Raw genomic sequence first — 25,965 nt, 5'->3', positions numbered from 1 at the left:
ATAGCGGCGGAGCCTGGGATTATGCTTCGCAGAACTGCCGGCACTCATGACACGCCTCCTGGCTTTGCCATTAAACCCCCAACCCGGTATGATCCAGCCATGACCGACCTCAGCTTTTCCATCCCCTCGTCTCTCGAAAGCCGCGTCCAGCAGCGGATAGCCGATGGCGGTTATGCCGATGCCGGAGCCTATCTGCGCGATCTGATCCAGCGCGATCTCGATGAGGCGGCGGACACGGCTTGGGTCCGCCGGATGATCGAAGAGGGAGAAGCTTCGGGGTACATCGAGCGTGATGCGCGCGAAGTGCTGCGGGAAATCGCCGAAGAGCGCCGCGCCCGGCGTGCCTAGGATTGTTCTGAGCAGGGCCGCCCGCCGTGACCTGGTCGAAATCTTCGAGTATGGCGAAGCAGAGTTCGGTGCGGCTGCGGCAGATGCTTATAGCGATGCAATCGAGGAACGCTTCGACCGCCTTGTCGATCATCCGCTGATTGGCGAGGCAAAGGACAGCTGGGGCGAAGGCGTTCGCCAATTGCCATGCAACCGGCATCGCATCATCTACCGTGTCCTTGGCGATACCGTGCGGATCATTCGCATCCTGCATCACTCCCGCGATGTTCAGAAGTACCTGAAAACATGACCGATAACCCCCTCCTTTCCGCCGCCTCGCAGATCGAGGATCAGGACGCCGCGCTGCGGCCCAAGACTCTGGCCGAGTTCGTCGGGCAGGCGGCTGCCAAGGACAACCTGCAGGTCTTCATCGAAAGCGCGAAGATGCGGCGCGAGGCGATGGATCACGTGCTGTTCTTCGGGCCGCCGGGCCTTGGCAAGACGACGCTCGCCCAGATCATCGCGCGCGAACTCGGCGTCAATTTCCGCGCCACCTCCGGCCCGGTCATCGCCAAGGCGGGCGATCTGGCGGCGCTGCTGACCAATCTAGAACACGGCGACGTCCTGTTCATCGACGAGATCCACCGCTTAAACCCCGTGGTCGAGGAAGTGCTCTATCCGGCAATGGAGGACCGCGCGCTTGATCTGATGATCGGCGAAGGCCCTTCGGCCCGCTCGGTGCGGATCGACCTGCCGCCCTTTACCCTGATCGGCGCGACGACGCGGCAGGGCCTGCTGCAGACCCCCTTGCGCGACCGCTTCGGCATCCCGGTGCGCCTGCAGTTCTACTCGGTCGAGGAACTGGAGCGCGTCGTGGCGCGCGGGGCCAGCCTCATGGGCATCGGCATCGACAAGGGCGGCGCCACCGAAATCGCCCGCCGCTCGCGCGGCACCCCCCGCGTCGCCGGCCGCCTGCTGCGCCGTGTCCGCGACTTCGCGCAGGTGGCAGGCGCGGACAAGATCACGCAATCCATTGCCGACAACGCGCTGACCCGGCTCGAGGTCGACAAGATCGGCCTCGACCTGCAGGACCGCCGCTACCTGACGATGATCGCCGACATCTACAAGGGCGGGCCGGTCGGCGTCGAGACGCTCGCCGCCGGCCTGTCCGAGCCGCGCGACACGATCGAGGAAGTGATCGAACCCTATCTGATCCAGCTCGGCATGATCGCGCGCACGGCGCGGGGGCGCTGCCTCAACGACCGGGGATGGCAGCACCTTGGCCTCACTCCGCCGACCGGCTCGACACCCTCGCTTTTCGACCAGGCAGACTAGCGCCCGAGTCTGCCCTCCACGCGCGAAAGTTGCAGGAGAGTTAGGGGTGAGTTGTGGGGGAGTTGCCGTAGAGTTGGATTCAAAGCTTCATCCTCGCAGGCCATTCGGTCCCATTCTGGCACAGAGTTAACCGTCCCCCCGCTCCGGTCCCGTTTTCGGGCAGATTCAAGGCTGACAACACGGTTAACGCCATTGCCCCCGCGCGCCCCATCTGCGTTCTTCGATCGGTAAGGAAGGGTCAGCAGAGCATTAACCCGCGTCTGGTAGCCCCTTCCGCAAAGATACGAAACGGAAGCAACGATCATGTCGGTTCGGATGGCATTGGCAAAACTGGCGGCGGCTGCAGCGGGCGGGGCGATGCTCGGCGGCGGCGCCGTGCACGTTTCGGAAGCGCCCTCGAAGGGCGAGATCCACCACGTCAAGCCCGTGAAGGTCAAGACGACCAAGCCCGCCAAGCGGATCGCGAAGCGCCCGGCCAAGCGCGAAATCCACCGCGCCCGCCGGATCGTGACGACGACCACCACCAAGACTTGCGAGCCCGCGCCGCAGATGGCGATGGTGCCGGTTCCCTACATGCCACCGATGCCGCCGCAGCCGACCGGATCGAGCGGCGGCGGGGTGCCGGTGGTGATCGGCGGGGGCGGCATCGGCGGCTTCGGCGGCGGCTTCTTTGGCGGGTTCTTCGGCGGCAGCAGCGGCGGCGGTGGCAGCGTAGTCGTCTCGTCGACCAGCACCGGTTCCACCTCCACCTCGGGCGGCTCCACTTCATCGTCAACGTCGGGAGGATCGACCTCGACCAGCTCGGGCGGCATCACCAGTTCCACAACAACCGGCGGCGTCTCGACTTCGACCGGCGGCGTTTCCACCTCGACCTCGACGTCGTCCGGCAATGTCAGCACGTCGAGCGGATCGGTCAGCACCAGCTCCGGCAACGTCAGCACCAGCAGCGGCAACGTCTCAACCTCGAGCGGGAACGTCAGCACCTCGTCGGGCAACGTGAGCACCAGTTCGTCAACCTCGACGTCCTCGGGCAACGTCACCTCGAGCTCGTCGACCTCGTCGTCCACGTCCAGTTCGACCTCAAGCTCCACGTCCTCGTCGACGTCTTCCTCGACCTCGTCGTCAACCTCGTCCTCGACGTCCTCGTCCAGTTCGAACGGCGGCACGACGACGACGACCTCGTCGACCAGCAGCGGCACCGAAGTGCCCGAGCCTTCGATGGTGATCCTGTTCGGCGCGGCTGCCGCGGGCCTGGTCGCCCGCCGTCGCTACGGCAAGCCGAAGAAGGCCTGAGGCACACTATTCGGCCCGCGTCAGCGGGTTACGGGAAGGGCGGCGTCCGGGGGGAAGCCGCCCTTTTTGCTTGTCCGCTATTCTCTTGCTCTAATCGCAGCCGCCATCACCGCAATCGCCGCTTCCGGCGTCGGTCGCCCACCACATGCCGCCCGAGCTGTCGCCGGATTTCCGGCGCCGTTCCGGCGTATCTGCCTGCGGCTTGAGCGCAATAAGCGCCAGCCCCAGCACGAGCACCACGATTGCGACAAACCCCCAGAACAGTGCCGGCATAGCTCGATCCTCTCTCCCGATCGGAGAGTGCGCGCTTCGACCGGCGCCGTCAAACGGCGATTGCCTCAAACCTGAAGGATGCCGGCAGCATACCAGCCCATCGCGCCGCCGATCGCCATGATCTGCAGGAAGGCAATCGTCTTGAGCCGGCTGACGAAAGGCTGCTTGCGCGTCTTGTGCCGGAACACCCGCCGGGCCAAGAAGGCACCGGGCGTACCTCCGAGGAACGCGCCCATCAGCAGGTTTGCTTCGGACGTACGCCAGAACCCGCGCAGCGCCGCGCGCTTGTCGAACCAGAAGGCTGTGAAAGTCTGCAGGTTGACGAGCAGGAGCCAGCCAGCGGCGATCTTGAGCAGCGGCAGATCAGCCAGCGCTTCCAGCATCGATTCCATCGTGAGCCTTGGCCATCATGTCCATGAAGTTGCGCGCCGCATCATGGTCCTCAGCGTGCTTGAACGCCACGTCGAGATCGGGCGCGCTGCCAAGCATGTGCAGCAGCGACCACAGCCCGAAGCGGCGCGCGCGGTCCTTCTCCAGCCCGAAATCGACGAGCATCTTCTCGATACCCGCTTCCATCGCGGCAGGGGTAATCGCTGCAAAGTCATCGCTGCCGAAATAGCGGCGGAGCTGGTCGTCGAGTTCCATGGGGGCGCTATGTCAGAGAACGGCCAAGCCGTCACGATCGATGATCGCGGCGAATTCGGCCGATACGGTGCGATAGTCCACGAGGTCGACTTTCCATGGCCGGGCCGACTCATCGAAAGCCTCGCGCAGGAGCGCCATGACCGAGAGCAGCAACGCTTCCTTTGCCTCAAAGGAAAGATCGAGGTCGGACCAGGGCTTGGCCTTTCCGGTGGCGCGACTGCCGAAGGCGCGGACCGCAACGCGATCCGGCAGGCAGTGACGCAGGATCGTGCGCACGGCCTCGATTTCCTCGGGCGTCAACTGTAGCAGGCTGGTCACGCCCGCGCCTGCAAGCGGTCCAACAGGCCACGCGCTTCGGCGAGGAAGGCAGGTATCGCGGCAACGACCTGCACCGCCTTGGCCTCGTCATACGTGTGCGAGGTGATGTTGCGCATCTCGCGGAATGTCCGCCACTCGGGCCATTGCCCCGCGACCAGTCCCTGCTCGACACCGGTGCGGATCAGGTCCGGGAAGGTCAGCCGGTCAATCTCATCAGGATTGGCCGGCCCCGCTTCGAGCGCGCGGCGGAGCATCTTGTGGGAAAGGTCGTAGGTAAACTCGAACCGCTGGATCAGCCCATCGCGGATCTGCGCATCGCTTTCGTCGCTCCGATAGCGCTCGAATCCTTCGTCTAGGCGGGCGATGACGTCCGAGAAGGTGCAAACCGCACGACATCTTGCACTTCGTTGCCCTGCAGTTCGCGTTGCCCTATCAGGAAGCGGGTGTTCCAGCCTGTGTCTGGCGGAGAAATGTCTCTCCACGTCGTCCAGGCGCCATGTTCGGGGTCGGGGATTGAGAGGGCGTATTTGCCTACCGGTATCACTAGCGAACGTGCGAGACGATCGCCAGCGGGCGTGGCTTCCAATAGAATGTCATAAGACGCCTGCCCGCCGTCTGGAGCATCATACATAATCGCTCCTTTTGATTGACCAATCACAAGGTGCCACCTGGGAAGCCAACGTCAACGAGGGACTTTGCCGTTCCATGGGGTGAGCGGAGGTTCGCTGTCAGGCTGCCGCTTTGTGCACTCCCATGCGGTCGCCACGCCCCGCTAGCAGACCCGCAATCGAAATGTCCTCGTCCAGCCCTTCCCAGTGGATGCCGTCCCGGCTGAGAAAGAACGCTGATCTGTCAACTTCGGATGCATGGAGCAGGCGTGGGAACCACGCAATTGGCGCGCCGATTGTGCGGCCGTCGTCGAGTTCGACCCACAGGCAATGGTCGTCGAAACGGACGGACAGGGGCTCAGGCGAAATAGTCATTCCATGCCCTTTCGAGTTCTTCGCGCCGCTCTTCGATAACACGAACCAATTGCGAAAGCACGCGGGGCGGGAAGCCGCGACCATAGGCCAGGCTGACCTCAGGGCTAAGCCAGAATTTCGCCGTGTCGCGGCCCTTGGTGACGTGGATATGCGCAGGCTCGCGCGGATCACCTTCGTTTGAGAAGAAATGGAAGCGGTAACCGTTCCAGTCAAAGACTTTTGGCACCGCTTCTCACCTCTCCAGGACGTCAATCACTCCGCCGCAATCCCCGCAGCGCCGAACATGTCGACGTCCACCTCGACCGGCGCTTCGACATTCGCCGCCGACTTCGCCGTGCGGCGCTTGTCGAAGCTCGACCACACCGTGTTCCAGTCGCCCTTGGTCGCCGCCTTCGAGTATTCCGTGGCGCGGGTTTCGAAGAAGTTGGCGTGTTCGACGCCGTTGAGGAGCGGGGCGAGCCAGGGGAGCGGGTGGTCTTCGATCATGTAGATCGCCGGCAGGCCGAGCTGCGACAGGCGCCAGTCGGCGATGTAGCGGATGTAGCGCTTGATTTCCTTGGCGCTCATGCCCGGTACCGGGCCCTGTTCGAAGGCGAGGTCGATGAAGGCGTCTTCGAGGCGCACCGTCTTCTGGCAGCAGTCGATGATGTCTTCCTTCACCGCCTTGGTCAGGCAGCCGCGCTCTTTCACGAAGGCGTGGAACAGGCGGGTGATGCCTTCGCAGTGGAGCGATTCATCGCGGACCGACCACGAAACGATCTGGCCCATGCCCTTCATCTTGTTGAAGCGCGGGAAGTTCATCAGCATGGCGAAGCTGGCGAAGAGCTGCAGGCCCTCGGTGAAGCCGCCGAACATGGCCAGCGTGCGGGCGATGTCCTCGTCGTTGTCGACGCCGAAGGTCTGCAGGTAATCGTGCTTGGCCTTCAGCTCCTCGTATTCGAGGAACATGCCGTATTCGCTTTCAGGCATGCCGATGGTGTCGAGCAGGTGCGAATAGGCGGCGATGTGCACCGTCTCCATGTTGGAGAAGGCGGCGAGCATCATCTTGATCTCGGTCGGCTTGAACACGCGGCCGTATTGTTCGTGGTAGCAGTTCTGCACTTCCACGTCGGCCTGGGTGAAGAAGCGGAAGATCTGCGTGAGCAGGTTGCGCTCGTGATCCGAGATCTTCTGCGCCCAGTCGCGGCAATCCTCGCCCAGCGGCACCTCTTCGGGCATCCAGTGGATCTGCTGCTGGCGCTTCCAGAATTCGTAGGCCCAGGGATATTCGAAGGGCTTGTAGGTCGGGCGGGCTTCAAGAAGGGGCATGGCGGTGTCCTGTGCTGATTCTTTGAATGTAAGGTCTGATGCGGTCAGGCAAAAGCGCGGGCGCGGCCTTTGCGGGGGATAGTGGCGGGGTTTTCCACGCGATTGAATCGTGCCCTTTGGGGCAGGAACCCTCGACCCGGCGACAGGGGCCATCGGACTGGCGCTGCGCCCGGTTTCGAAGCGGAACGGCGGACCCGGCGCACGGTTGTGAAGGCAAGGGCGCGCGATCGGCAGCGCCCGTGAAACTTCATAGAATTCGCAGGAGAATTGCCATGGGCGAGTACGAGCCGAACGATTCCCGCAACGTCACCGGCGCCAATGCCGGCGAGCGGCAGCAGCAACAGCAGGGCGGAACCGGCCAGGCCGACCGTCAGGAAGGCATCCGCAGCCCCGGAGGTGCCGACCAGCAGACCGGCGGCGACCGCTGGAGCGGCGACTACACCGGTGGCCAGATGGGCCAGCAGTCCGAACGGCAGAACCAGGGCCCCAACAGCTCGCGTTCCGACAATTCCGGCACCGAGGGCCAACAGGTCCAGTTCGACGCGGGCCAGCGCCAGATGGGCGGGGGGCAGTCGGGCGAACAGATGGGCTACGGCAACAGCACCGAACGCACTTCGGGCATCCGAGAGCATATGGAAGTGATCGGCGCCGATGGCGTGCACATCGGCACGGTCGATGGCGTCGATGGCGACCGGATCAAGCTGACCAAGAAGGACTCCGGCGCGGGTTTCGAAGGTGGAACCCATTCCGGCCACCATCATTACCTCTCCACCGGGCTCGTCGCCGAAATCGAAGGCGACAAGGTTCGCCTTTCGGCGAACGGCGATGTGGCCTGGGGCATGCTCGAGGAAGAATAAGTCCGGAAAGGCAGCGAGGCCTTCCCGCTGTCCTGTCCCGGCGGCTCGCTGGGTGCCGGATCGCAAGAACGTCCCGCCCCCTTCGGGACCAGGTCGTGCCACGCGACCGGAGAGCGCTCCGCCGAAAGGCGGGGCGTTTTTCTTTATTTGCGGGGTGCGAAAAGCCCATCCGGGCTTTCCTAGCGGCACCGGCCCGCTCCCCCGCCCGGCTACCCACGAGAGTACCCTGAATGGGTGGCCGGGCGGGGGAGCGGGCCGGTGCCACAAGCCCCTGACGGACGTCAGGGGCGCAACCAGCGAAGACTCGCTTACTTCCAGAACCAGCCGGGCTTGAGGCTGCGGTCCTTGCGGTTCTTCCACATCGAGAAGTACATCCACAGGCCCGAGATGCTGAAGAACAGCAGCGCCAGACCGGTCATCAGCGAGATTGCGGTGCCGACAGGACCGAATTCCTCGCCCGAATGCAGGTGGTGGAACCAGCCGACCAGCGACTTCATCCCGCCCGGAGGCGCCTTGGGGCGGCACATCATGGTTTCGGGACAGACGAAACCCTGCGGAACGGGCGGAGGTCCGGCCTGCTCCCCAGCTGGCCAGAGCGCCGTCACGTGGCTGGCGACGCCGGTGAAGGCCATCCAGATCATGAAGACCCCGAAGAACACCGTGATCCAGCGGTGCCACTTGCGCATGAAACGAACCCCTTTGATAATGCGAATTGATCGCAAGATTAGACAAAGCCGCCTTAGCGGGCCTGACCGGGATCGTGCAAGCACAAGTCTTGTCGCGGATTGTCGCACAGATGCGCCAGCCGCAAAGTGTCGCGGGGTGTAACGGGGATGTTAGCAGTTCGTATTTCACCCGAGCACCGAATTGCCCACAACGAGCAAACCGACGGTCGCGACGAAAATGCCCTGCAATCGGTAGAACAGTTTAGTGCCCGAGCCGATTGGCCCCGCCACGATGCCATATCGCTTCCGCCAAAAGTCGGACTGCCATTGCGCGAACACGGCAGGCCGAAGAGTCATCGCCAAGCCGGCGATGACCCATGGAAGAGCGATGAGCAGTGTGGGCCATTTCGCTACAACGTCAGTCGTCACGGACATGGCCCGCAGGCTCCCTCACGCCATCACTGGCAGGCCAGGCATTCCTCGTAGTCGGTCTGGCCGGCCGACAGTTCGATCTTGGGGGCCTGCGCGGTGTTGTCTGCCTCGACGCCGCCGGCGAAGCCTGCGCGCTGGACCGACTTGGAGCGGAGGTAATAGAGGCTCTTGATGCCCTTCTCCCACGCCTGGAAGTGGAGCATCATGAGGTCCCACTTGTCGACATCGGCCGGGATGTAGAGGTTCAGCGACTGGGCCTGGTCGATGTAGGGCGTGCGGTCTGCCGCGAATTCGAGCAGCCAGCGCTGGTCGATCTCGAAGCTGGTCTTGTAGATCGCCTTTTCCTCAGGGCTGAGGAAATCGAGATGCTGGACCGAGCCACCCTGCTCGAGGATCGAGTTCCACACGTTGGTGGAATCCTTGCTCTTTTCGGCCAGAAGCTTCTGCAGATAGGGGTTCTTGACCACGAACGAGCCCGACAGGGTCTTGTGCGTGTAGATGTTGGCCGGGATCGGCTCGATGCAGGCAGAGGTGCCGCCGCAGATGATCGAGATCGACGCGGTCGGCGCAATCGCCATCTTGCAGGAGAAGCGCTGCATCACGCCCATTTCGGCAGCGTCCGGACATGCACCGCGTTCCTGCGCGAGCAGGATCGAAGCCTCGTCCGCCTTGGCGGCGACGTGCTTGAACATCTTGAGGTTCCACGCCTTGGCCATCGCAGATTCAAAGGCGATGCCCTTGAGCTGGAGGAAGGAGTGGAAGCCCATCACGCCCATGCCGACCGAGCGTTCGCGCATGGCCGAGTACTTGGCACGGGCCATCTCGCTGGGCGCGCGGTCGATGTAGTCCTGCAGCACGTTGTCGAGGAAGCGCAGCACGTCCTCGATGAAGCGCTTGTCGCCGTTCCACTCGTCCCAGGTTTCAAGGTTGAGCGAGGACAGGCAGCACACCGCGGTACGATCGTTGCCGAGGTGATCGCGGCCCGTCGGCAGGGTGATTTCCGAGCAGAGGTTCGAGGTCGAGACCTTCAGCCCCAGGTCGCGGTGATGCTTGGGCATCATGCGGTTCACCGTGTCGTTGAACACAATGTAGGGCTCGCCCGTGGCAAGGCGGGTTTCAACGAGCTTCTGGAACAGCGAACGCGCATCGACCGTGCTGCGAATCGAGCCGTCCTTGGGGCTGCGCAGGTGGAATTCCGTGCCATCGCGCACGGCTTCCATGAATTCGTCGGTCAGCAGCACGCCATGATGGAGGTTCAGCGCCTTGCGGTTGAAGTCACCCGAAGGTTTGCGGATCTCGAGGAACTCCTCGATTTCCGGGTGCGAAACGTCGAGATAGCAGGCCGCCGAACCGCGCCGCAGCGAACCCTGGCTGATCGCCAGCGTCAGCGAATCCATCACGCGCACGAAGGGGATGATGCCGCTGGTCTTGCCGTTGAGGCCGACGCTCTCGCCGATGCCGCGGACCTTGCCCCAATAGGTGCCGATGCCGCCGCCGCGCGAGGCGAGCCAGACGTTCTCGTTCCACGTCGCGACAATGCCTTCGAGGCTGTCATCGACCGAGTTGAGGTAGCACGAGATCGGAAGGCCGCGCCCGGTGCCGCCGTTCGACAGAACCGGCGTGGCTGGCATGAACCACAGCTTCGAGATGTAGTCGTAGAGACGCTGGGCGTGCTCCTGATCGTCGGCATAGGCATCGGCCACGCGCGCGAACAGGTCCTGATACTTCTCGCCGGGGAGCAGGTAGCGGTCGTCCAGCGTGTCCTTGCCGAAATCGGTCAGGCGCGCATCGCGGCTGTCATCCGTCACGATGGTAAAGCGGCGCGGATTGACCTTCTTGGAATCGCTGACCGGCGCGGCCGCAACGGCAGCCGCTGCGACGGTGGCGGCCATGCCTGCGACAAGTGCTTCGCTGCCTGCGTCCTTGGCGTCCATATCCATCGCCTTTGCTTCACCGGCCGCAGCCGGAGCGCCTGCAAGCGCCAGTTCGTCCTGCGCAACCACGGAGCCGTCTCCAGTTCTGAAATCCACGTTCAACCCCCGTTCGCACCCCGCAGCCAAGGCCCGGGCGATCAATCGACACTCGAATCGGGCGAGTGGCCCAATCCTACAAGAGACGGAACGAAAGTGGAACATGTTGTTCCGCAGGCGCTCGGCTCCAGAATTCCCGATCACGGCCCCGTGTGCCATGCGCGCAGGCAATGCGTTGCCATTGCGCGCAAAACACGCCCAAGCGCTCTAAACTAGGTTTAGAGGTCCCCCTGAAGCCCGACCACAACCCATAGTGCCTCAACCGGATTCAGACACAAGAGGGTAAACATCCGCAGGGAGACTCGATTCGTCGCACGTGCGATTCGCTTCGTCGCCAGAAGAGCTATTGTGCAGTGCAGCGACGCGTGGACTTTCCTGCACTTCAAGGGCGAAACGACGCCGGTCGAAATATTTTTCGGGTTGGCCACCAACTTGTGGACAAGAGAGCGTCAACCGGCACCATATGTGGTGTCCACAGGAACGGAGTGCAGGTGTGCTGAATCTGATCTCGATTGTCTTCACCGGTCTGGTGGTCGGCGTGCTGGCGCGGTTCTTCTATCCCGGCGACGTCGACATCGGCATGCTCAAGACCGTGCTGCTGGGGGTAGGCGGCGCGCTTGTCGCAGGCCTGTTCGCCAGTTGGCGCAGCGGCCGGACGTTCGGCGAAGGCGTGAACCGCGCAGGCTGCCTCGCCTCGGTCATCGGGGCGATGCTGCTCATCTTCCTTGGGCGCAATCTTTAAGCCTAAGCCCGAGGCGCAATGCGGCGATAGCTGAGCGCTTCGGCCACATGGATGCGACCCACTGTGCCCGCGCCGGCCAGATCGGCGATCGTCCGCGCCACGCGCAGCATGCGGGTATAGCCGCGCGCGGAGAGGCGCATCGCTTCGGCAGCCTGTGCGAGCAGCTTGCGCCCGGGTTCGTCCGGAGTTGCGTGGATGTCCAGCAGATCGCCGTTAAGCTCGGCGTTGCTGCGGGCGTTGGTGCCCTCGAGCCGGGCAACTTGCAGCGCCCTCGCCCGCGCCACCCGCGCGGCCACCTGGTCGGAACCTTCTGCAGGCGGCGGAAGCGCCAGATCCGCCGCGGAGACCGGATCGACCTCGACATGGAGGTCTATGCGATCAAGCAGCGGGCCTGACACCTTGGACTGATAGTCGCCGGCACAGCGGGGGGCACGGCTGCACCCAAGCGCCGGATCGCCCAGATGGCCGCAGCGGCACGGGTTCATCGCCGCGATCAGTTGCACGCGCGCCGGGAAGGTCACGTGCGCGTTGGCGCGGGCCACGGTCACCTCGCCCGTCTCCAGCGGCTGGCGCAGGGAATCGAGCACGGCGCGCTGAAACTCGGGCAGTTCGTCGAGGAACAGGACGCCGAGGTGCGCAAGGCTCACTTCGCCGGGACGCACTTTCAGCCCGCCCCCGGTCAAGGCGGCCATGGAAGCGGAATGGTGGGGAGCCCGGAACGGCCGGGCGCGGCTGATGCGACCGTCCTCGAGCGTGCCGGCCACCGACGCCACCATCGACACCTCGAGCGCCTCGGACGGGGTCAGCTCAGGCAGGATGCCGGGCAGGCACGAGGCCATCAGCGACTTGCCCGCGCCCGGCGGCCCGATCATCAGCAGGTTATGCCCGCCAGCCGCCGCAATCTCCAGCGCGCGCTTGGCGGTTTCCTGGCCCTTGACCTGCTTGAGATCGGCCAGGCGACGCGGTGGCTCGGCCACGCCCTGAGAAGGCTGGGGGAGGCGGTGCTGACCCTTCAGGTGATTGAGCAGGCCGATGAGGTCCGGTGCGGCGATCACGTCGATCCCGCTGGCCCAGCGTGCCTCGGGCCCTTGCGCGGCAGGGCAGATCAGGCCCTTCTCCTCACCACTGGCATGAAGCGCGGCGAGCAGTACGCCAGGTGACGGCAGCACGCGGCCATCCAATGCCAGCTCTCCCACTGCCACATAGTCAGCGATCTGTTCGAGATCGACCACCCCCATCGCGGCGAGCAAAGCGAGCGCGATCGGGAGATCGTAGTGCGAGCCTTCCTTGGGCAGATCAGCCGGCGACAGGTTCACCGTGATCCGTTTGGGCGGCAGTGCGAGACCGAGTGCGGAAAGCGCCGAGGAAACCCGCTCCCGGCTTTCGCCCACCGCCTTGTCGGGCAGGCCGACGAGCCGGAAGGCGGGCAAACCGGGCGCCACCTGGCACTGCACTTCGACGGCGCGCGCCTCGAGCCCGAGATAGGCGACCGTCGACACCAGCGCGACCATCGATACTGCACTCCATCCGCAATGCTACTTAGCCTAGCAGCGGTGCGGCCAGTACGGTGGCGGGATGCGGCCATTTTCGAGGCATTCGCAGCCAGTCGCGGGTCATGGTGAAGCGATCTTAACCGCGTCCCTTGGCAATTCGGCAATCCGCGCGCGCGGAAAAGGCTGACCATGCTCCGCCGCGCGCTTCTTCCCGCGATCTTCGCCATTCTCGCCTGCCAGCCGGTGCTGGCGCGCGAGGTGACGACGCGCGAGGTAACGACACGGACCTGGGTGGAGAACGGCGTCACATGGACCGAGACGACGGTCGTCGAAGTCGAGGAGCCGGGCTCCGAACGCATCGCCGGGCTGCCCCGCGCCGATGTGAAGGGCGTCGCCAGCTTCGGGCCGTTCGAGGTGCTGGACGGCAGCCGGGCCGCACTCGTCGCCGAAACCGACAGCTATTCGCCTGCCGACTTCCAGAAGATGCTGCGCGCCTTCCCCGGCATTCGCATGCTCGAAATGCCGGACTGCCCCGGCACGGTCGACGATCACGCGAATCTGCGCCTCGGCCGCATGATCCGCGCCCGCGGCATTGCCACGCGCGTGCCGGAACACGGCTCGGTCCGCTCGGGCGCGGTCGAGCTGTTCCTTGCGGGAGCGAGCCGCAGCGCTGCGCCCGATGCCGAGTTCGTGGTCCATTCCTGGATCGACGATGAGGGTCTCGAGCCGGACGATTTCAGTGCGTCCGACCCGGTCAACCGCGCGTACCTCGACTACTACCGCGAAATGGGCCTTGGGCCGGACAAGGCCTCGGCGTTCTACGCGCTGACCAACTCGGTGCCGAACGATCAGATCCTGACGCTCGGCACCGCCGATCTCGCGCAATACGCAGCGCTCGACTGACGATCAGTGCGCCGCGCCCCATGACAGGCCGGTGCCGATCTCCACGCCAAGCGGCACACTGAGCTTCACCGCAGGCTCGGCCGCCGTCGCCATGACCCGCTCGATCACCGGCCTGGCTTTCTCCACATCGCCTTCCGGCAGTTCGAAGACGAGTTCGTCGTGGACCTGCAGGAGCATCTTCACGCGGGGCAAGCCTGCTTCGGCGAGGGCCGGCATCATCCGGGCCATGGCGCGCTTGATGATGTCGGCGCTGGTGCCCTGGATCGGGGCGTTTATCGCGGCACGCTCGCTGCCCTGCCGTTCGGCCTGGTTCTTAGAGCCGATGCGCGGGAACCACGTCTTGCGGCCGAACAGCGTCTGCGAATAGCCACACTCGCGCACGCTCTCCAATGTTTCGTGGATGTAGCGCTGGATGCCGGGGAAGCGTTCGAAGTAGCGGTCGATCATGGCCTGCGCCTCGTCCGCGCTAACGCCCAGACGCCCCCCCAGGCCCCAGCGGCTGATGCCGTAGAGGATGGCGAAGTTGATCGTCTTGGCCCGTCCTCGCGTGTCACGATCGACGGTGCCGAACATTTCCATTGCGGTGCGCGCGTGGATGTCCTCTCCGGCAGCGAAGGCTTCCTTCAGCGCCGGCACATCGGCCATGTGCGCGGCAAGGCGCAGTTCGATCTGGCTGTAGTCCGCGGCCAGCAGCACATTGCCGGGCTCGGCAACGAAGGCATCGCGGATCTGGCGGCCGATCTCGGTTCGGATCGGGATGTTCTGCAGGTTGGGTTCGTTTGACGAGAGACGCCCGGTCTGCGCACCGACGAGACTGTAGCTGGTGTGCACGCGCCCGGTCTCGGGGTTGATCGCGGCCTGCAGCGCATCGGTATAGGTCGACTTGAGCTTGGACAGTTGGCGCCATTCCAGCACCAGCGTCGCCACTTCCGCCCCTTGCCCGGCCAGACCTTCGAGCACCGACTGGTCGGTGGAGTACTGCCCGGTCTTGCCCTTCTTGCCACCCTTGTAGCCGAGCTTGTCGAACAGGATCTCGCCCAGTTGCTTGGGGCTCCCGATGGTGAAGCTCTGTCCGCACTTCTCGAAGATCACGCTTTCGAGGCGCGCGATCTGGGCGGCAAACTCTGTGGAGAGGCCGGACAACCGCTCGCGGTCCACCTTGATGCCGTTACGTTCCATCATCGCGACGACCCGCACGAGCGGACGATCGACCTTCTGGTAGATTCGCATGCCCGCCTCGTCGACCAGCCGCGGCTGGAACAGGCGATGCAGGCGCCACGTGACGTCGGCGTCCTCTGCGGCATAGCGCGTGGCGTCGGCCAGCGGCACTTCGGCGAACGAGATCGCCTTCTTGCCGTTGCCGCACAGGTCCTTGAACTTCATCGTGGTGTGCAGCAGGTGCCGCTCTGCCAGTTCGTCCATGCCGTGGCCGGCAAGGCCGGTCTCGCTGCGTCCGGCATCAAGGCAGAAGCTCATCACCATGGTATCGTCGATCGGCGCGACATGGACGCCGTGGCGCGCAAGGATGTTGATGTCGTATTTGATGTTCTGGCCGACCTTCAACACCGCGTCACTTTCCAGGAGCGGCTTCAGTGCGGCCAGTGCCTCGGCGCGATCGATCTGCACCGGCCTTTCCGCAAACATGTCCGCGCCGCCATGGCCGAGCGGAATGTAGCAGGCATCGTTCGGCCCAAGCGCAAGGCTCACGCCGACCAGGCTGGCGCGCATTGCGTCAAGCGCGCTCGTTTCCGTATCGATCGCCACCACCCGCGCTTCGAACGCCCGCGCGATCCACTGCTGCAGCTCGCCCATCGACTGGATGCAGGCATAGGCGCCAAGATCGACCGCCGGCCATGACGGCAGCGACTGCCGGTTGCCCGCAGGTGCGGCCGGAGCCGCCATGTTTTCGGGCTTGGCGGGATTGAGCTGGGTCTTTGGCCCCGGGCTGCCCTTGCCGTCGTCAAGACGACGCAGCAGGCTGGTGAAACCGTGCTCCTCCAGAAACGCTGCAAGCGGATCGCGGGGGATCTGGCCGAGGGCAAAGTCCTCGATCGGAATCGGCAGCGGGCAATCTTCCTTGAGCTGCACCAGCACGCGGGAAAGGCGGGCCATCTCGGCCTGCTCGATCAGGCTCTCGCGCAGCTTGCTCGCCTTCATCGCAGGGGCCGCAGCCAGCGCGGATTCGAGATCGCCGTATTCCTGGATCAGCTTGGTGGCGGTCTTCGGGCCGATGCCGCGAATGCCGGGCACGTTGTCGACCGAATCGCCCATCAGCGCCAGGACGTCACCGACCTTTTCCGGCGGCACGCCGAACTTCTCGACTACTTCGGGAATGTCGATGCGCTGGTTCTTCATCGTGTCCAGCATGTCGATGCAGCCACCACCGGTGGCGCACTTGCCGACCAGTTGCATCAGATCCTTGTCGGAGGAAACGATCGTCACGTCCCAACCGCGCAATGTCGCTGCCCGCGCGTAGGAAGCAATCAGGTCATCGGCCTCAAGCGCGTCCTCCTCGATGCAGGCGAGGCTGAACGCACGTGTTGCATCGCGGATCAGCGGGAACTGCGGGACGAGATCTTCGGGCGGGGGCGGGCGGTTGGCCTTGTACTGGTCGTAGAGGTCGTTCCGGAACGACGTGCCGGCCTTGTCGAGAATGACAGCAAGGTGCGTCGGCCCATCCGCCTTGTGCAGGTCCTCGGCCAGTTTCCACAGCATCGTCGTATAGCCGTAGACCGCGCCAACCGGCGTTCCTTGCGGATTCGTCAGCGGCGGGAGGCGATGATAGGCGCGGAAAATATAGGCCGACCCGTCGACCAGATAGAGATGCTGCTTTTCGCTCATCGGGGGGTGTTAGCAGGGCGCGATGCCCGCGTCATCGCCTTGCTGCAGGGTGGTCGGAACTCAACCCGGCGCATGCAAGCCTCGGCTCAACGCACGGAAATCGGGCAAAAAAAAGGCGGTTCGGCCCAAACACGGGCTAAACTGTGACACAATGCATACGTCTTGTGCTTGCAACGCGATGAATTGCCGATTAATTGGGTCGCGAAGTCTACCGCTTGAGTAGGCTTTGCGGCGGGCTGCTTGCCCGGCGCTGGTCACTTCAATCCAGGGATTGTAACGCATGCGCAAGCTCATCCTCGCCGCTGTCGCCGGCACCGCCTTCGCTCTCGCTGGCTGCTCGGAAAAGCCGGCTGCTGAAGCCACCGAAACCGCTGCTGCTTCGGAAGCTGCTTCGGAAGTCGCTGCTGACGCTTCGGCTCCTGCTGCCGACGCTTCGGCTGAAGCGAGCGAAGCTGCTTCGATGTAATCCCCGCCCGCAAGGGCAGGTTACATGAGATAGAAGGGGCGTGGTCTTCGGATCGCGCCCCTTTCTCTTTGCGGTATGCCGGGCTGATGGCGCGCAAAAAACGGGGGCGGCAAGATCGCCTTGCCGCCCCTCGTTTTTGCGTTTGGTAGGTGTTTCAGGCTTAGAGCCTAGCGGCGGCGAACAAGGTCCTGCGTGCTCTTGGCCACCGGTGTGCTGTAGCCATCATATATCGTGCGCATCATGCGGGCGATCAGACCGGCGTGAGCAGTGTGACCTTCGGGCCCGGTCACAAAGAATACCACGGCAAGGTGCCTGCCATCAGGCAAACGCACGATACCAACATCGTCCGTCACTCCGAACAGCGTGCCCGTCTTGTGGGCGACGAGCGTACCCGCAGGCAGTCCGGCACGAATCCGGTTCTTGCCCGTGCTGGTCCGGGTCATGGTATCGAGCAGCACGGCTCGGCTTTCCGGACTCAAGGCATTGCCCCGATCGATGGCGGCCAGCAACGCAAGCATGGCGCGCGGCGTGCTCGAGGTGCGCACATCAATCACCCGCGCGGCGTCGACCTTGCCATCGTCGCGAACCAGCGTTGCCATTGTATGGTCGAGCCGCTGGCCGGTAATGCCCTTGGACGTGAGCCAACGATTGACCTTGTCGTAACCGCCAACCGCCTGGATCAATCCGTCGGTAGCCTCGTTGTGGCTGCGCGTGATGGAAAGCTCCATCAGGCTCTGCGCGGTCATGATCTGGCCTGAGCGAAGCGGCGCTTCGGCACTGCGCGCGCCGGTTTCGCGCACCGGCATCATCATGGGAAATTGCTGGTCGAGCCGCGCATTGCCCTTCTCGACAAGATCGAGGAACGTGGCCGCGACCGCAATCTTGGCCGTGCTGGCCATCGGGAACGGCATGTCGGCATTCACGAAAATCTGACCGCCCCCATCGAGGTCCATGGCGGCCACGCCGATGCGCCCCCGCCCCTCTGCGGCAATCGCGGCCACCTGCTGCTGGATCGCCTGATCGCGCTGATCCTGAAGCGAAACCGTAGCGCGGCTCTGCACTGCGGGGACCGTGGCGACCAGCGCAGGGGCCGCCACCATCAATGCGGCGATGATTCGTGCGGTGCGGAACTTCATGCCTTCTTGTACCCCGACCCCGGTTTATCCGTCTTTAACACAAGTATCGCGTTGTGATTCTAAGGCAAAGTGCCTTTCGGACCATCTCGGCGCATCCATCGCGCGGATGGGCGCAAGCTGCGGGAACCATTCGCGAGTGGCGATTCGCGCTGGACTTTAATCGATCGGTTAAGGATAGTGCCCCCGGATCGGCGGCAAAGCCGGACGTGGAGAGGCAATGGAAACGCTGCTCGAGGCAGTCATGGCAAGGGCGGGGCACGGCGGCAGGATTACCGGCCTGCAGCGGCTATCCGGCGGCGCAAACATGGAATCATGGGCGTTTGCCTGTGGAGATGGGCGGTTCGTGTTGCGCCGGGCGCCCTCGGCTGAATGGATCGCGGCGCGTCCGCTCGGGATGGATGGTGAAGCCGAACTGATCCGGCAGGCACACGCGTCCGGCGTGAAAGCGCCGGAAGTCGTCGCCGAACTTGCGAGCGCGGATGGCCTTGGCATCGGCTTCATCATGCGTTGCCTGCCGGGCACGGCCGATCCGGAAGTTGCACTCTCATCCTCTCCGGAGCTTGCATCCGATCTCGCAGCGGCAATGGCAGGCATTCACGCCCTTTCGCCTGAAGGCCTGCCTTTCCTTCCGATGCTGGACCCTGCGGAAGGCGTGGAGGGGCTCGCCCGCCAGTTCGAGGAAGCCGGTGGCGACCGACCGGTAATTGCGCTGGGCCTCGCCTGGCTTCGCACCAACCTGCCCTCGCCGACATCGCCCGTCGTCGTCCATGGCGATTTCCGCATCGGCAACCTCATGGTTGACGCAGGGCGCCTGTCCGGCGTGCTCGATTGGGAACTGGCCCATCTTGGCGACGGGCATGAGGACCTGGCCTATGGCTGCATGACGGTGTGGCGATTCGGAAGGCTCGACAAGCAAGGGTTCGGCCTGACCGATGTGGCTACCCTGGCCCGGGCCTATGAAGACGCCGGCGGTGAACGGTTTGATGCAGTCCGCTTCCGCTTCTGGCTGGTCTATCGAACGGTATGGTGGGCGCTTGGCTGCCTATCGATGGGCCAATCATGGCGATCCGGCACCGATCGGTCACTTGAGCGAGTCGTCGTCGCCCGCCGCTGCGCGGAACAGGAACTCGACCTGCTGCTGCTGCTCGAAAGCGAAGCACCACAGGCGGAGCGCGAGCGCTTCCTGCCTCCCGCGTCCGAGCCCGCACCCGGAAGTCGGGGCGAGCCAACGGCAACAGAAGTCCTGACCGCTGTCTCGGAATGGCTCGCCGCCACGGTCAAGGGCAAGCTCGACGGCCGTGAGCGCTGGGAGCTAGCCGTCGCCCAGAACGCGCTGGGTATCGTGCGCCGCGAACTGGCCGGGCGTGCAGATCCCGCGGACAAGGTCCTTGCCGAGAACATTCTTGCCGGGCGCCAGTCGCTTCAGACGGAAGGGCTCCTTGCCACGCTCCGCTCCCGGACGCTGTCCACGCTTTCCGCCGACATGCCCAAGTATCCCGCGCTGGCGTCCGCCCGCATCCTCTGGAGCCAAGCCTGATGGACTTCGACCTTCCCCCAGACCTCGTCGCCTACATCGCCGAACTCGATGCCTTCATCGAGGCAGAGATCAAACCGCTTGAACAGGCGGACGACAATATCCGCTTCTTCGACCACCGCCGCGAATGGGCGCGCACCGATTTCGACAACGGCGGCCTGCCGCGCCATGAATGGGAAGCGCTATTGGTCGAAGCCACCCGCCGTGCCGATGCGGCGGGGCACTGGCGCTTTTCCGCGCCGAAGAAGTACGGCGGCAAGGACGGCAAGAACCTGTGGATGGCAGTGATCCGCGAACACTTCGCGGCGAAGGGCCTGGGGCTCCACAATGACCTGCAGAACGAGCACTCGATCGTCGGCAACTTCCCGTTCGTGAACATGTTCGAGCATTTCGGCACACCGGAACAGCAAGCGGAGTTTATCGAAGGGGGCTTTGCCCGCACGCGCCGCACCGCCTTCGGCCTTACCGAACCCGATCACGGCTCCGACGCCACCCACATGGAAACCCGCGCAGTGCCGGAAACGCGCGACGGGGTATCTGGCTGGCGCATCGATGGCGAGAAGATGTGGACCACCGGCATGCACGTTGCCACCCACTGCGCCACTTTCGCACGGACGAGTAGCGATGCGGGCGATGCGCGCGGCATCACCTGCTTCCTCGTGCCCAACCCGACCGAGGGGCTGGTCATCGAAGAGTACCTGTGGACCTTCAATATGCCGACCGACCACCCGCGCGTTTCGTTCACCAACGTCTGGGTGCCGGACAGCGCGATTCTCGGCCCCGTTGGCGGAGGCCTGGCCATTGCGCAGAGCTTCGTTCACCAGAACCGCATCCGCCAGGCAGCATCATCGCTGGGCGCGGCTACCTTCTGCGTCGAGGAGTCGGTGCGCTATGCGCGGGAACGCAAGCCTTTCGGCGAGGAGCTTGCCCGCAACCAGGCGATCCAGTTCCCGCTCGTGGAGCTTGCCACGCAGTGCGAGATGCTGCGCCTTCTGATCCGCAAGACGGCCTGGGAGATGGACCGCCTCGAGGCCGAAGAGGGTGGCCACAAGCGCATCGAGCGTGAACTTTCGGACAAGGTCTCGATGTGCAATTACTGGGCGAACCGGCTGGTCTGCGAAGCCGCCGACCGTGCCATGCAGGTCCACGGGGGCATCGGCTATTCGCGCCACAAGCCGTTCGAGCACATATTCCGGCATCACCGCCGCTACCGCATCACCGAAGGCGCGGAAGAGATCCAGATGCGGAAGGTCGGCGCCTTCCTGTTCGGCTATCTCGGGCCGAGGAAGGGCCAGTTCTGACAGGCGGGGGAGCCGTCAGCAGCTCCCCCGGCCGACACTTCAGGCAAGCGCCGCCTTGAGATCGTCGACGAGGTCGGTGCGCTCCCACGGGAAGAAGTCGCCTTCGGCCTTGCGACCGAAATGGCCATAGGCTGCGGTCGGCTGGTAAATCGGCTTGTTGAGCCCCAGGTGCGTGCGGATCGCGCGCGGGGTCAGGCCCCCGAGCTTGGCAATACCCAGGATCGCCTGCTCGATCTTGTCGTCGCCGACGGTGCCCGTCTCGTGCGTGTCGACATAGAGCGACAGCGGCTTCGACACGCCGATGGCATAGGCGATCTGGATGGTGCAGCGCGTGGCAAGGCCGGCGGCAACCACGTTCTTGGCAAGGTAGCGCGTGATGTAGGCAGCCGAACGGTCAACCTTGGTCGGGTCCTTGCCCGAGAATGCGCCGCCGCCGTGGGGAGCCGCACCGCCATAGGTGTCGACGATGATCTTGCGGCCCGTCAAACCGGCATCGCCGTCAGGACCGCCGATCTCGAAGCTGCCGGTCGGGTTGATGAAGTATTCGGTTTCGCGCAGCAGCACCGGCGGGATCACGTCGGCAATCACGCTCTTCACATAGGCTTCGAGTTCGGCCTGCTTGGCCGGGTCGTTCTCGTCGTAGCCTGCCTTGTGTTGCGTCGAGACGACGATGGCGGTGGCTGCAACCGGCAGCGAGCCTTCATAGCGCAGAGTGACCTGACTCTTGGCGTCGGGTTCGAGGAACGGCGCGGCGCCGGAATGGCGATCGGCGGCCATGCGTTCGAGAATCTTGTGGCTGTAGTAGAGCGTCGCCGGCATCAGGCCCGGCGTTTCATCCGTGGCATAGCCGAACATGATGCCTTGGTCGCCCGCGCCCTCGTCCTTGTTCTCGCCAGCATCGACGCCCTGCGCGATGTGGGCCGACTGGCCATGCAGACGGTTGATGAACTCGAACTTCTCCCAGTGGAAGCCGTCCTGCGCATAGCCGATGCGCTTGACCGTCTCGCGCACGGTCCGCTCAATCTCTTCCTGCGCGCCCGGAGCCCATTCACCGTTCTCATACACGCCCTTGCAGCGGATTTCGCCGGCAAGAACGACAAGCTGCGTGGTGGTCAGGGTTTCGCAGGCGATGCGCGCTTCGGGGTCCTTTGACAGGAACAGGTCGACGATCGCGTCGCTGATCTGGTCGGAAACCTTGTCCGGATGGCCTTCGGATACGGATTCGGAAGTGAACAGGTAATCGGTGCGCATCGAGAGTCCTATGCCAAGAGGGCCTGTGCTGAGACAAGCGATATAAAGAAAGCTTTATGTCCCTGCCCGCTTAGCGTTTCCGCGTGGCACTTGCAACCAGTGCAACGAAAAGAAGCGCTACTGCCCACAAAAGGGCGAGCATGTTCCCGGTGCGCGCAAACAGTGTCGCCGCATGGGCGGGAGGGATCGCGCCGTCCAACCGGCCGGCGCGATGTTGCGGCACGAACTGACGGACGACGCCATCGGCATCCACGACCGCACTTATGCCGGTCGTGGTTGCCCGCAAGACCGGCAACCCCTCCTCTATGGCGCGCATCCGCGCCTGCGCCAGATGCTGCGGCGGCCCCCAGGCGCCGAACCAGCCATCATTGGACGGATTGAACAGGTAATCCGGCCGATGCGCGCGATCCACCACCTGTCCCGAGAAGATGATCTCGTAACAGATCTGCACCCCGGCCTTGCCATATCGGCCCAGATCGAGTGTGCGAGGCCCAGGCCCGGCGAAGAAATCAAGGCTGCCCGCAACCAGTCGCGACAGACCGAGCGGTTCGAGGAGTGAGCGCATCGGCAGGTACTCGCCATAAGGAACGAGATGCGCCTTGGCGTACGAACCCTTGATGGCCCCGTCAGAATCAAGCGCCGTCACCACATTCCAGGCGCCCGCCACCTTGCGCCCCTCGATGGCAAGATCGGTCGTTCCGGTCAGCAGCAGGCCACCTTTGCCGGCGACCTTGCCGAGCCGCTCTCGCGCCAGCACCGGGTCGCCGGCATAAGTCGTCTCGTCGTACCAGAACTGGGAATAGCCCTCGCGCAGAAAGTCCGGCACGCCGCTTTCAGGCCAGAGCAAAAGGCGGTTCTCGCCGGGCTTGCGAGTCAGAGAGAGCCTCGCCGTCTTCTGGAACTGATTCTCGAAATTGGCGGGATCGTTGAGCAGGTCCTGGCGCACATCCGGCTGGACCAGCGTAAACGGCAAGGTCCCTTCAAGCCGCTCGCCATGAAGTGGCAGAACCATGAGCACAGCCGGGCCGAGCAAGTATGCACCCGCAGCCCACCTTTGCCCCTTTCGGAAGGACCGGAGCGCAAAGAGCCACCATCCGGCCAGCAGGACGACAAGCCCGGACAGGGCGTAAGTTCCCAACCATTGTGCAGCGAGGGCGAGCCCGGGGCGCTCGAAACCGCCCAGTGTCACCATCGCCAGCGGGTTCCACGCAAACCCGGTGAAAACCCACGAGCGCAGCCATTCAGACACGATCCACGCCGCGGCAAAGGCTGGCAAGAGCATGGCCCTGCGGGTGTTTGCCAGCCACCAGCCACCCCACGTTGCCAAGGCCGGGAATACCGCGAGGTAGAGCGCAAGCAGGAATACCGCGATCCAGCCAAGCCAGGTTGGCATTTCCGCCTGATAGGTGAAAGCCGTGGCGATCCAGCCATTGCCAACGGTGAAATGCCCGACGCCGAACAGCCATCCGATGAGCAATGCCTGCCGCCAGGTCTTTACCACATGGAGGCGGTGGATCAGGAACGCGAGGGCAGCCAGCGTCAGCGGCCACAGGCCCAACGGCTGAAAACCGCAGGCAGCAAGGCCACCAGCGGCAATTGTCAGCAGGCTGTCACGCGATGGAAGGCGAGGCCGAAAGCGGGAGGAAAAGCGGGAAGCTGTCATGCCTTCCTGCTATGGGGTGCGCCGGGAGAGACCGCAAGCGGCCCATCCCGGCGTCACCAATCAACCCTCTGCAGGCTCGGTCGCTTCGGCGACCGGAGTCTTGCGCGGACGGCCGCGCTTCTTGGGTGCAGGAGCAGTGGCTTCTTCGGCAACGGGCTCGGGGGCAATGGGTTCTGGGGCCGGTGCTGCTACCGGAGCAGGCTCGGCCTCGGCCTTGGCGCTGATCGATGGCGGCAGGAACGAGGCATCCAGCGTCGCCGGTGCTTCGTCAGCCGCAGCTTTGACGCCGCGCGGACGCCGCTCGGTGCGCGGGCGAAGCCCACGTGTAGCCCGGGTCACGAACGGATTGTCGTTGGCATCGGCAATCGGCTCACCCTCGATGGCCGGAACACCTTCGCCGGGCAGAGCCTCGGCAGGTGCCACTTCCGATTCGGCATCGCGGCTGCGATTGCGCTCGAACCGGCGGGCGCCCTCACGACGCGTGCCGCGCTCTTCGGAACCGCGATCGTCGCGCTGCCGGTCTTCACGCTGCCGGTCTTCACGGGGGCGCTCTTCACGCTGGCGATCTTCACGGGGCCGATCGTCACGTTGGCGATCGTCACGGGGGCGGTCGTCACGGGGGCGGTCCTCGCGATCGCGGCGACCTTCATAGCGGTCACCACGGTCCTGGCGTTCGCCCCGATCCTGACGTTCACCACGATCTTCGCGGTCTTCACGCTCGCGCCGCGTGGAAACCGGACGGTCGAACGCGGGAAAATCACCTTCGACGCTGAATTCGTCCGCGCCTTCCTCCGCGTCCTGATCCTGCCAGCGCTCGCCGCCGTTCTGGCGGGCGCGCTGCTCTTCCTGACGGAGGCGGGTGTCGGCGATCACGCGGAAATAGTGGTCGGCAAATTGCAGATAGTATTCGGCCTGCACGCGGTCGCCATTCAGGTGGGCGTCCTGCGCGAGCTTGCGATACTTCTCCAGCATCTGGGGCGCATTGCCCCGCGCACGGCTGTCGATCCGGTTGAGCTGCTGACCACCGTTCTGGGGGCGATTGTTGTTGCCCCGGCCGCGACGGCGGTTGTTACCACGATTGTTATTCAACTCAGGCACTTCCTTAAATGGGGCGGCCTCTCGTAAAGCTTGAGCAACCCGTAATGCCGCGCAACCCTCCGCCACCGGTTCGCGTCATGCGAATCGGGGTTCCCAGCATCTGCGCTCGTCTCGGCCCCTTTGGCCGATATTCCCTGCAAATGGTGGATTTGGCCGGGACGGGAAGCCTTCGTCCGTCCCCTGCCTAAGAACACAATTAGTGATCCGCAGGTCCCTTGCCAAGAGAAATATTGGCAGAAACCGCCATTTCGACCGCCCTTTTTCGCCCTGCCAGATCGCAATGGACCCGCGCAGACATCCCGGCCCCGCGCGCGATGTCTGTAACGGCGTCGGCTTGTGTCCAGCCTATCTCGACCAAGGCAATACCCCGCGCGGTGAGGAGGGCAGGAAGCTGCGGCACCAGAATGCGGTAATCGTCCAGCCCGTCGAGGCCGGAAAACAGCGCGGATGCTGGCTCGTACTGGCGGACCGATGCATCGAGATTCGCGTGTTCCTCGACATAAGGCGGGTTCGAGAGGACCAGGTCAAACCTGCCCAGTCCCTGCGCCCAATCCGTCTGTGTCCAGTCGCCTTCGAGGATTCGCGCAGACGGCGCATGGCGTCTGGCGTTCGCTTTCGCCACCGCCGATGCTTCGGGAGAGCGCTCGATCGCGATGCCTTCGGCGTCCGGCCATAGCGACAGCGCCGCCAGCAGCAGAGCGCCCGAGCCTGTTCCGAGATCGAGAATTCGCTCGGGTGGCGCCTCGCCGGCAAACGCCTCACGTGCCGCCTCGATCAGCGTTTCGGTATCGCCGCGCGGGATCAGGACGGCGGGGCTTACGGCAAGCTCGATGCCATAGAACTCGGCAGTGCCGGTAATATAAGCAACCGGCTCATGGCCCGTCCGCCGCTCGACCAGCGCATCGAAGCCATCGGGCACCGCCGCCGCCATGTGCCGCAGCAGCAGATCGGTCCGCGAACAGCCCAGCGCATGCGCCATCAGCACTTCGGCATCGAGGCGGGCCGTGTCCGATGTGGCGGAAAGCCGGTCGGCGGCGGCGCGCAGGGCCTCGGCAACCTTCACTTGGCGCT

Annotated in this window: 29 protein-coding genes; 10 read left to right on the top strand and 19 right to left on the bottom strand. The window is 64.4% G+C overall.

Annotated features, from left to right (window positions below):
• Positions 1-99 precede the first annotated feature (99 nt).
• Genes NJ75_RS09035 through ruvB form a run of 3 tightly spaced genes read left to right on the top strand, consistent with a single transcriptional unit; the run spans position 100 to position 1,662 of the window.
• Positions 100-348, top strand: a complete 249-nt coding sequence (locus tag NJ75_RS09035) for a ribbon-helix-helix domain-containing protein (RefSeq protein WP_039333596.1) — start codon at positions 100-102, stop codon at positions 346-348.
• The gene (locus NJ75_RS09030; RefSeq protein ID WP_039333593.1) at positions 341-637 is read left to right on the top strand and encodes a type II toxin-antitoxin system RelE/ParE family toxin; all 297 of its coding nucleotides are present in this window, start codon (positions 341-343) and stop codon (positions 635-637) included. Before NJ75_RS09035 ends, NJ75_RS09030 begins: the two co-directional genes overlap by 8 nt.
• Positions 634-1,662: a Holliday junction branch migration DNA helicase RuvB gene (gene ruvB / locus NJ75_RS09025; RefSeq protein WP_039333591.1), complete on the top strand. Its 1,029-nt coding sequence runs from the start codon at positions 634-636 to the stop codon at positions 1,660-1,662. The genes NJ75_RS09030 and ruvB overlap by 4 nt, the downstream gene beginning before the upstream one ends.
• 569 nt (positions 1,663-2,231) lie before the next feature.
• On the opposite strand, the gene NJ75_RS25035 is transcribed toward ruvB, so the two are convergent.
• Positions 2,232-2,861, bottom strand: coding sequence for a hypothetical protein (locus NJ75_RS25035; protein ID WP_236727103.1), 630 nt, complete (start codon positions 2,859-2,861; stop codon positions 2,232-2,234).
• Positions 2,862-2,865: 4 nt separating this feature from the next.
• On the opposite strand from NJ75_RS25035, the gene NJ75_RS25030 reads away from it, so the two are divergent.
• Complete coding sequence (locus NJ75_RS25030; protein WP_230487715.1) at positions 2,866-2,955, top strand: PEP-CTERM sorting domain-containing protein; 90 nt, start codon at positions 2,866-2,868, stop codon at positions 2,953-2,955.
• 90 nt (positions 2,956-3,045) lie between these two features.
• Here NJ75_RS25030 and NJ75_RS09015 read toward each other — a convergent pair whose 3' ends face one another.
• From NJ75_RS09015 to NJ75_RS08980, 8 genes are all read right to left on the bottom strand, one after another.
• On the bottom strand, positions 3,046-3,228 hold the full coding sequence (locus tag NJ75_RS09015; protein WP_039333589.1) for a hypothetical protein: 183 nt from the start codon (positions 3,226-3,228) through the stop codon (positions 3,046-3,048).
• Positions 3,229-3,293: 65 nt separating this feature from the next.
• Positions 3,294-3,620: a DUF1294 domain-containing protein gene (locus NJ75_RS09010; protein ID WP_236727102.1), complete on the bottom strand. Its 327-nt coding sequence runs from the start codon at positions 3,618-3,620 to the stop codon at positions 3,294-3,296.
• Complete coding sequence (locus NJ75_RS09005) at positions 3,592-3,873, bottom strand: hypothetical protein (protein WP_039333587.1); 282 nt, start codon at positions 3,871-3,873, stop codon at positions 3,592-3,594. Before NJ75_RS09005 ends, NJ75_RS09010 begins: the two co-directional genes overlap by 29 nt.
• Before the next feature lie 12 nt (positions 3,874-3,885).
• Positions 3,886-4,191 (bottom strand): nucleotidyltransferase domain-containing protein, encoded by a 306-nt coding sequence (locus NJ75_RS09000; protein ID WP_039333586.1) that lies wholly within the window; start codon positions 4,189-4,191, stop codon positions 3,886-3,888.
• Complete coding sequence (locus tag NJ75_RS08995; protein WP_236727101.1) at positions 4,188-4,673, bottom strand: nucleotidyltransferase substrate binding protein; 486 nt, start codon at positions 4,671-4,673, stop codon at positions 4,188-4,190. Before NJ75_RS08995 ends, NJ75_RS09000 begins: the two co-directional genes overlap by 4 nt.
• A gap of 246 nt (positions 4,674-4,919) precedes the next feature.
• The gene (locus NJ75_RS08990) at positions 4,920-5,174 is read right to left on the bottom strand and encodes a DUF2442 domain-containing protein (RefSeq protein WP_039333584.1); all 255 of its coding nucleotides are present in this window, start codon (positions 5,172-5,174) and stop codon (positions 4,920-4,922) included.
• Positions 5,158-5,400: a DUF4160 domain-containing protein gene (locus NJ75_RS08985; protein WP_039333583.1), complete on the bottom strand. Its 243-nt coding sequence runs from the start codon at positions 5,398-5,400 to the stop codon at positions 5,158-5,160. The genes NJ75_RS08990 and NJ75_RS08985 overlap by 17 nt, the downstream gene beginning before the upstream one ends.
• A gap of 26 nt (positions 5,401-5,426) precedes the next feature.
• Positions 5,427-6,482, bottom strand: coding sequence for a ribonucleotide-diphosphate reductase subunit beta (locus NJ75_RS08980; protein ID WP_039333582.1), 1,056 nt, complete (start codon positions 6,480-6,482; stop codon positions 5,427-5,429).
• Between the two features lie 584 nt (positions 6,483-7,066).
• Here NJ75_RS08980 and NJ75_RS08975 point away from each other — a divergent pair.
• A complete protein-coding gene (locus tag NJ75_RS08975; RefSeq protein WP_039333750.1) occupies positions 7,067-7,339 on the top strand; it encodes a DUF2171 domain-containing protein in 273 nt (90 codons plus the stop codon).
• A 308-nt stretch (positions 7,340-7,647) separates the two neighbouring features.
• On the opposite strand, the gene NJ75_RS08970 is transcribed toward NJ75_RS08975, so the two are convergent.
• The 3 genes from NJ75_RS08970 to NJ75_RS08960 form a co-directional block, all read right to left on the bottom strand.
• Positions 7,648-8,109, bottom strand: a complete 462-nt coding sequence (locus NJ75_RS08970) for a PepSY domain-containing protein (protein ID WP_255355056.1) — start codon at positions 8,107-8,109, stop codon at positions 7,648-7,650.
• Between the two features lie 81 nt (positions 8,110-8,190).
• On the bottom strand, positions 8,191-8,439 hold the full coding sequence (locus tag NJ75_RS08965; RefSeq protein WP_039333580.1) for a hypothetical protein: 249 nt from the start codon (positions 8,437-8,439) through the stop codon (positions 8,191-8,193).
• 23 nt (positions 8,440-8,462) lie between these two features.
• Entirely contained in the window at positions 8,463-10,466 is a 2,004-nt protein-coding gene (locus NJ75_RS08960; protein WP_039333748.1) for a ribonucleoside-diphosphate reductase subunit alpha, read from the bottom strand.
• Positions 10,467-10,959: 493 nt separating this feature from the next.
• Between NJ75_RS08960 and NJ75_RS08955 the strand changes: the two genes are divergently transcribed.
• Positions 10,960-11,208 carry a GlsB/YeaQ/YmgE family stress response membrane protein gene (locus NJ75_RS08955; RefSeq protein WP_039333578.1) on the top strand — a complete coding sequence of 83 codons (249 nt, stop codon included), beginning with the start codon at positions 10,960-10,962 and terminating at the stop codon, positions 11,206-11,208.
• Positions 11,209-11,210: 2 nt separating this feature from the next.
• Here the strand turns inward: NJ75_RS08955 and NJ75_RS08950 are convergent, their stop codons facing one another.
• On the bottom strand, positions 11,211-12,719 hold the full coding sequence (locus NJ75_RS08950; protein WP_039333576.1) for a YifB family Mg chelatase-like AAA ATPase: 1,509 nt from the start codon (positions 12,717-12,719) through the stop codon (positions 11,211-11,213).
• Between the two features lie 171 nt (positions 12,720-12,890).
• Between NJ75_RS08950 and NJ75_RS08945 the strand changes: the two genes are divergently transcribed.
• Positions 12,891-13,604, top strand: a complete 714-nt coding sequence (locus tag NJ75_RS08945; protein WP_039333574.1) for a hypothetical protein — start codon at positions 12,891-12,893, stop codon at positions 13,602-13,604.
• Positions 13,605-13,607: 3 nt separating this feature from the next.
• On the opposite strand, the gene polA is transcribed toward NJ75_RS08945, so the two are convergent.
• Entirely contained in the window at positions 13,608-16,445 is a 2,838-nt protein-coding gene (gene polA, locus NJ75_RS08940; RefSeq protein WP_039333572.1) for a DNA polymerase I, read from the bottom strand.
• 280 nt (positions 16,446-16,725) lie between these two features.
• Here polA and NJ75_RS08935 point away from each other — a divergent pair, with 280 nt between their 5' ends.
• The gene (locus NJ75_RS08935) at positions 16,726-16,911 is read left to right on the top strand and encodes a hypothetical protein (protein ID WP_039333570.1); all 186 of its coding nucleotides are present in this window, start codon (positions 16,726-16,728) and stop codon (positions 16,909-16,911) included.
• A 167-nt stretch (positions 16,912-17,078) separates the two neighbouring features.
• On the opposite strand, the gene NJ75_RS08930 is transcribed toward NJ75_RS08935, so the two are convergent.
• Positions 17,079-18,047, bottom strand: coding sequence for a class A beta-lactamase (locus tag NJ75_RS08930; RefSeq protein ID WP_039333568.1), 969 nt, complete (start codon positions 18,045-18,047; stop codon positions 17,079-17,081).
• A 217-nt stretch (positions 18,048-18,264) separates the two neighbouring features.
• On the opposite strand from NJ75_RS08930, the gene NJ75_RS08925 reads away from it, so the two are divergent.
• Positions 18,265-19,584, top strand: coding sequence for a phosphotransferase (locus NJ75_RS08925; RefSeq protein ID WP_052242242.1), 1,320 nt, complete (start codon positions 18,265-18,267; stop codon positions 19,582-19,584).
• Complete coding sequence (locus tag NJ75_RS08920; protein WP_039333566.1) at positions 19,584-20,882, top strand: acyl-CoA dehydrogenase family protein; 1,299 nt, start codon at positions 19,584-19,586, stop codon at positions 20,880-20,882. The genes NJ75_RS08925 and NJ75_RS08920 overlap by 1 nt, the downstream gene beginning before the upstream one ends.
• Positions 20,883-20,921: 39 nt before the next feature.
• Here NJ75_RS08920 and metK read toward each other — a convergent pair whose 3' ends face one another.
• From metK to prmC, 4 genes are all read right to left on the bottom strand, one after another.
• On the bottom strand, positions 20,922-22,133 hold the full coding sequence (gene metK / locus NJ75_RS08915) for a methionine adenosyltransferase (protein ID WP_039333563.1): 1,212 nt from the start codon (positions 22,131-22,133) through the stop codon (positions 20,922-20,924).
• A 70-nt stretch (positions 22,134-22,203) separates the two neighbouring features.
• On the bottom strand, positions 22,204-23,796 hold the full coding sequence (lnt, locus tag NJ75_RS08910; RefSeq protein ID WP_082013332.1) for an apolipoprotein N-acyltransferase: 1,593 nt from the start codon (positions 23,794-23,796) through the stop codon (positions 22,204-22,206).
• A gap of 60 nt (positions 23,797-23,856) precedes the next feature.
• On the bottom strand, positions 23,857-24,894 hold the full coding sequence (locus tag NJ75_RS08905; protein WP_236727100.1) for a DUF4167 domain-containing protein: 1,038 nt from the start codon (positions 24,892-24,894) through the stop codon (positions 23,857-23,859).
• A 196-nt stretch (positions 24,895-25,090) separates the two neighbouring features.
• Complete coding sequence (gene prmC / locus NJ75_RS08900; protein ID WP_039333559.1) at positions 25,091-25,957, bottom strand: peptide chain release factor N(5)-glutamine methyltransferase; 867 nt, start codon at positions 25,955-25,957, stop codon at positions 25,091-25,093.
• Positions 25,958-25,965 lie beyond the last annotated feature (8 nt).

This window comes from Novosphingobium subterraneum (assembly GCF_000807925.1).
Classification (GTDB): domain Bacteria; phylum Pseudomonadota; class Alphaproteobacteria; order Sphingomonadales; family Sphingomonadaceae; genus Novosphingobium; species Novosphingobium subterraneum.
This window is presented reverse-complemented; position numbering and strand designations above follow the sequence as displayed.